This window comes from uncultured Bacteroides sp. (genome assembly GCF_902491285.1).
In the GTDB taxonomy this organism is placed as follows: Bacteria; Bacteroidota; Bacteroidia; order Bacteroidales; family Bacteroidaceae; genus Bacteroides.
This window is the reverse complement of the sequence record NZ_CABUHK010000156.1, coordinates 1-4603: the sequence shown is the minus strand read 5'-3', so window position 1 is coordinate 4603 and position 4603 is coordinate 1. Positions and strand designations below refer to the sequence as shown.

The window sequence follows — 4603 nt, the reverse complement described above, 5'->3', positions numbered from 1 at the left end:
GAACCTTCGTCAATCAATACAACAAGCGGCATTTTCTGACAGCTACCCGTACCGTTAGCAAATTCTTCTGCACGTGGATATTTACGGCCTTGAGTATATACGATCAACTTGCCTTCGGGCAGGAATTCATTAACCATGCGGATGGCTGCTTCCATATATCCTCCGGTATTACCGCGTAGGTCAATGATTAGACCTTTGCATTTTTTATGGTTAAGCTGTGCTAATGCATTCAGCAATTCTACATGACTGGTACGTCCGAATTTACTGACTTTCACATAACCGATATTGTCATTTAACATATAAGCGGCATCTACGGTATTTTGAGGAATGTCTCCACGCGTGATGTTGAAGTGTAATAAGTCCTTTTCTCCTGTTCGTCTGATTCCCAATTTTACTTGTGAGCCTTTCGGACCTTTCAAGGTGCGCATAGCCCGTTCGTTCGTTACTTTCTTGCCCACAAACAAGCTGTCGTCTACAGTAACAATACGGTCGCCCGCCATTAATCCTATTTTTTCAGAAGGCCCCCCCTGAACAACTGCATTTACATGAATGGTGTCATTCTGTATGGTAAACTGGATACCAATTCCGCTAAAGCTACCTTCCAGTTCAGAGTTGACTTCTTCGAGATTTTGGGCTGGGATATAAGTTGAATGCGGATCCAGTTCGGCTAGAATTTGCGGCATGGCTTTTTCTACCAAATCGGCCATGTTTACGGTGTCGACATATTGATCGTCTACAATGCGTAACAAAGCGTTTAGCTTATTGGAGGAACCATTAATGATACCCAAACGGTTGCCGGCAAAATGCTTGGCATAAAATGTACCGATAAGAATCCCGACTACCACGCTGACTGCTATGATGACAGGTGTAAAACGTGAAGAGTTTTTTGTACTCATGTCTATTCCTTTTTTAAAACGTTCGTCTTCTTATTTATTTGGAGAGGAATTATCATCTAACTCTGTGTAGATAACTTCGATTCCCGCCCGTTTTAATAACTCTATTCCATCTTCCAGGCGATAATGCTCGGAATAAACTACCCGTTTGATTCCTGCCTGTATGATTAACTTTGCACATTCGATGCAAGGAGAGGCGGTGACGTACATGGTAGCACCGTCGCTACTGTTGTTTGAACGCGCTATTTTGGTAATGGCATTGGCTTCCGCATGCAGAACGTATGGTTTTGTCAGGTTGTTTTCATCCTCACATACATTCTCGAAACCGGAAGGCGTTCCGTTATATCCGTCGGAGATAATCATTTTGTCCTTAACGATTAAAGCCCCTACTTTACGGCGTTCGCAATAGGAGTTTTCAGCCCATATGCTGGCCATGCGTATATAACGTTTGTCAAGTTCTAATTGTTTCTTTTCTGAGTCCATGTCGTTTTGCGGTTAGTTGTTTACTACACGGAAAACCATGCGGAAAGTTTGCTGGCTTCCGTTAGGCTTATATAAAAGGTATAAGTTTTTATTGTCTCCTTCATAAGATGTTGCATTGTTGAGCCCTTCCAAGAAATTCTTGGCGAGTCTGTCTCCACCATCGTTTCCTGTGACATTGGCATTAAAATTATTGTTTTTGCCATTTGCGCTCCAAGTTCCTGCAAGTGGATAAGAAGCGATTACGTTTCCTCTTATTTTTCCATTGATAAGATCGCCTTCGGCTACACCTTCAAATACGACATTGTATGTTCCATTTTTGTTGAGTTCTTTAATGCTTGCTTCTTCCTTCAATTTATCTCCCCAAAAATCAAACATTTCATGACTACCGTCAACAGTGATATAATTTAGCTTCCATGTTTTTCCTGTAAAGATGGCAGCTACATCATCCGAATCGTTGCACCCTGAAAATAAAGGAAGCAACAGCAGCAACCCTATAATTTTATATATACTTTTTTTCATACTTATTACCTAATACTTATTTCTTAATTCCGTTTCTGATTAATAAAGCATCAATACTCGGCTCTTGTCCGCGGAAACGTTTATAAAGCGTCATTGGATGCTCTGTGCCACCTTTCGACAGGATATTGTTACGGAACGAGTCTGCAATTTCCTTATTGAATATTCCTTTCTGCTTGAATAGTGAGAATGCATCGGCGTCCAGTACCTCCGCCCATTTGTAGCTGTAATATCCGGCAGCATATCCCCCGGCAAAGATATGAGAGAACTGTGTACTCATGCAAGCCTCCTGTACCACCGGTAATATTTGCGCTTTCTTCCAGGCTTCTTGTTCATAGGTTTTCACATCTCCATCGAAAGGAGTAGTGCGAGTGTACCATGCCATATCAAGCAATCCGAAACTTAGTTGTCTCAGGCAGGCATATGCGATATTGAAGTTCGAAGCATCTACCAGGCGTTTGATTAATTCATCCGGCAAAACCTCTCCGGTCTGATAATGGCGGGCGAAAGTATTCAGAAAATCTTTCTCTATCGCGAAGTTCTCCATAATCTGTGAGGGAAGTTCCACAAAGTCCCAATAAACATTTGTGCCGCTTAAACTCTTGTAAGTAGAGTTGGCAAACATACCATGCAGACTGTGTCCGAATTCATGTAGGAATGTTTCTACTTCATTGAATGTCAATAGTGCAGGCTTGTTCTCGGTCGGCTTGGTGAAGTTCATTACAACGGATACGTGCGGACGGCTGTTCTCCCCCGTCTGTCGGTCTATCCACTGGTCTTTGTAACTTGTCATCCAGGCACCGGAACGTTTTCCAAGACGCGGATGGAAGTCGGTATATAGGACAGCAAGGAATTTTCCGTCCTTATCAAACACTTCGAATGCTTCGACGTCTTTATGGTAAACAGGAATCTCCGTGTTCTTCCGGAATGTGATTCCATATAGCTTTTCTGCCAATCCGAACACTCCCTTTTTTACCTGTTCAAGTTCGAAGTAGGGGCGGAGCATCTCCTCGTTGATATTGAATTTCTTATCTTTCAGCTTGTTTGAATAATAACTCCAGTCCCAAGGCATTACAACAAAGTCGTCTCCTTGTTCCTGGCGGGCCAATTCCTGCACTTCTTTGTATTCCTGCCGTGCGGTGGGGCTATAAGCTTCCAGAAGTTGGTTGAGCAGTTTATATACAGATTCGCTGTTTTCGGCCATTCTTTTCACAAGCATATATTCCGCATAATCTTTGTATCCCAGCAACTGGGCTATCTTCATGCGTGTATTGGCTATTTTCTTCACGATTTCGATATTGTTGAACTCATTATTGTGCGTACATTTGGTATTGTAAGCCATATAAAGTCTCTGACGTAAATCACGGTTGTCCGCATATGTCATAAAAGGAACATAACTTGGTGCATGAAGGGTGAATGCCCATCCTTCCTTATCTTCGCTTTTCGCTGTTTCGGCAGCGGCTTCTACGATAATATCGGGCAATCCGGCAAGACTTTCCTTTTTCGTCAATAGCATTTGGTAAAGGTTCGTTTCTTTCAGGTTGTTCTCGCTGAAGTCAAGAGTCAGTTTGCTCAATTCAGTAGTCAGTCGGCGGTATTCTTCGCGAGCTTCACCTTCCAGGTTGGCACCGTGGCGAACGAAACTGTTGTATGCATTTTCCAGTAGCTTACTTTGTTCCTGTGTGAGTTGTAAGTTCTCTTTTTGGTTATACACCTCTTTCACGCGTGCGAATAATTTTTCGTTCAGCGTGATATTGTTGCTATGCTCACTAAGCAGCGGCATGATTCTCTGAGCCAGTTCCTGCAGGTCGTCATTCGTTTCTGCACTAAGCATATTCCCGAAAACGGCTACTACTCTGTCCAATAAGTCTCCCGATGCTTCAAAAGCCTCTATCGTATTACTGAAAGTCGCTTTTTCCAGATTCTGTATGATGGCATCTATTTCTGCATTCTGCTGCTTGATTCCTTCCAGGATTGCAGGTTCATAGTGTTCGGTTTTTATCCGGTCAAAAGGCACGGTTGAGTGCGGAGTTTGGTACTGCCCGAAGAACGGATTCTGGGCATTTGTTATATTGTTCATAGTGCAAACAAGTATCAATGTTATTAATAATCTCTCCATAGAACTACAAAACTACTAAAATTGTAGCTTATTCAACGGATAACAGCTTGCTTTTTAACAATATATAAAATGAAATGTATAAAAAAACCGCTACGGTTTTCCGCAGCGGTTTTCTATATTATTCAGGCTTCTAATTAAGCGTTAACTGATGCCATGTGAGCGATCAAGTCAAGAACTTTGTTAGAGTAACCGATTTCGTTGTCATACCAAGATACAACTTTAACGAATGTATCAGTCAAAGCGATACCAGCTTTAGCATCGAAGATAGAAGTACGAGCATCACCCAAGAAGTCAGAAGAAACTACTGCATCTTCAGTGTAACCCAGAATACCTTTCAATTCGCCTTCAGAAGCTTCTTTCATAGCAGCGCAGATTTCAGCGTAGCTAGCCGGTTTAGCCAAGTTAACTGTTAAGTCAACTACAGATACGTCCAAAGTCGGAACACGCATAGACATACCAGTCAGTTTGCCGTTCAATGCAGGGATAACTTTACCTACAGCTTTAGCAGCACCAGTAGAAGAAGGGATGATGTTGCCAGAAGCAGCACGACCACCTCTCCAGTCTTTCATAGAAGGACCGTCAACTGTTTTCT

At 42.4% G+C, this 4603-nt stretch carries 4 protein-coding genes and 1 pseudogene; all 5 read right to left on the bottom strand.

The genetic code is table 11. The annotated features are described in order from the left end of the window. On the bottom strand, positions 1-896 hold an 896-nt coding region (locus RDN93_RS21665; RefSeq protein ID WP_308747390.1), incomplete at its 3' end, for a S41 family peptidase. Positions 897-926: 30 nt separating this feature from the next. Beyond that, on the bottom strand, positions 927-1376 hold the full coding sequence (locus RDN93_RS21660) for a dCMP deaminase family protein (protein ID WP_308747389.1): 450 nt from the start codon (positions 1374-1376) through the stop codon (positions 927-929). A 12-nt stretch (positions 1377-1388) separates the two neighbouring features. Further along, positions 1389-1895 carry a DUF4847 family protein gene (locus RDN93_RS21655; RefSeq protein ID WP_308747388.1) on the bottom strand — a complete coding sequence of 169 codons (507 nt, stop codon included), beginning with the start codon at positions 1893-1895 and terminating at the stop codon, positions 1389-1391. Between the two features lie 16 nt (positions 1896-1911). After that, positions 1912-3972 carry a M3 family metallopeptidase gene (locus RDN93_RS21650; protein ID WP_308747387.1) on the bottom strand — a complete coding sequence of 687 codons (2061 nt, stop codon included), beginning with the start codon at positions 3970-3972 and terminating at the stop codon, positions 1912-1914. A gap of 173 nt (positions 3973-4145) precedes the next feature. Then, positions 4146-4603 (bottom strand): annotated as a pseudogene (locus tag RDN93_RS21645) (type I glyceraldehyde-3-phosphate dehydrogenase); the annotation flags it as partial.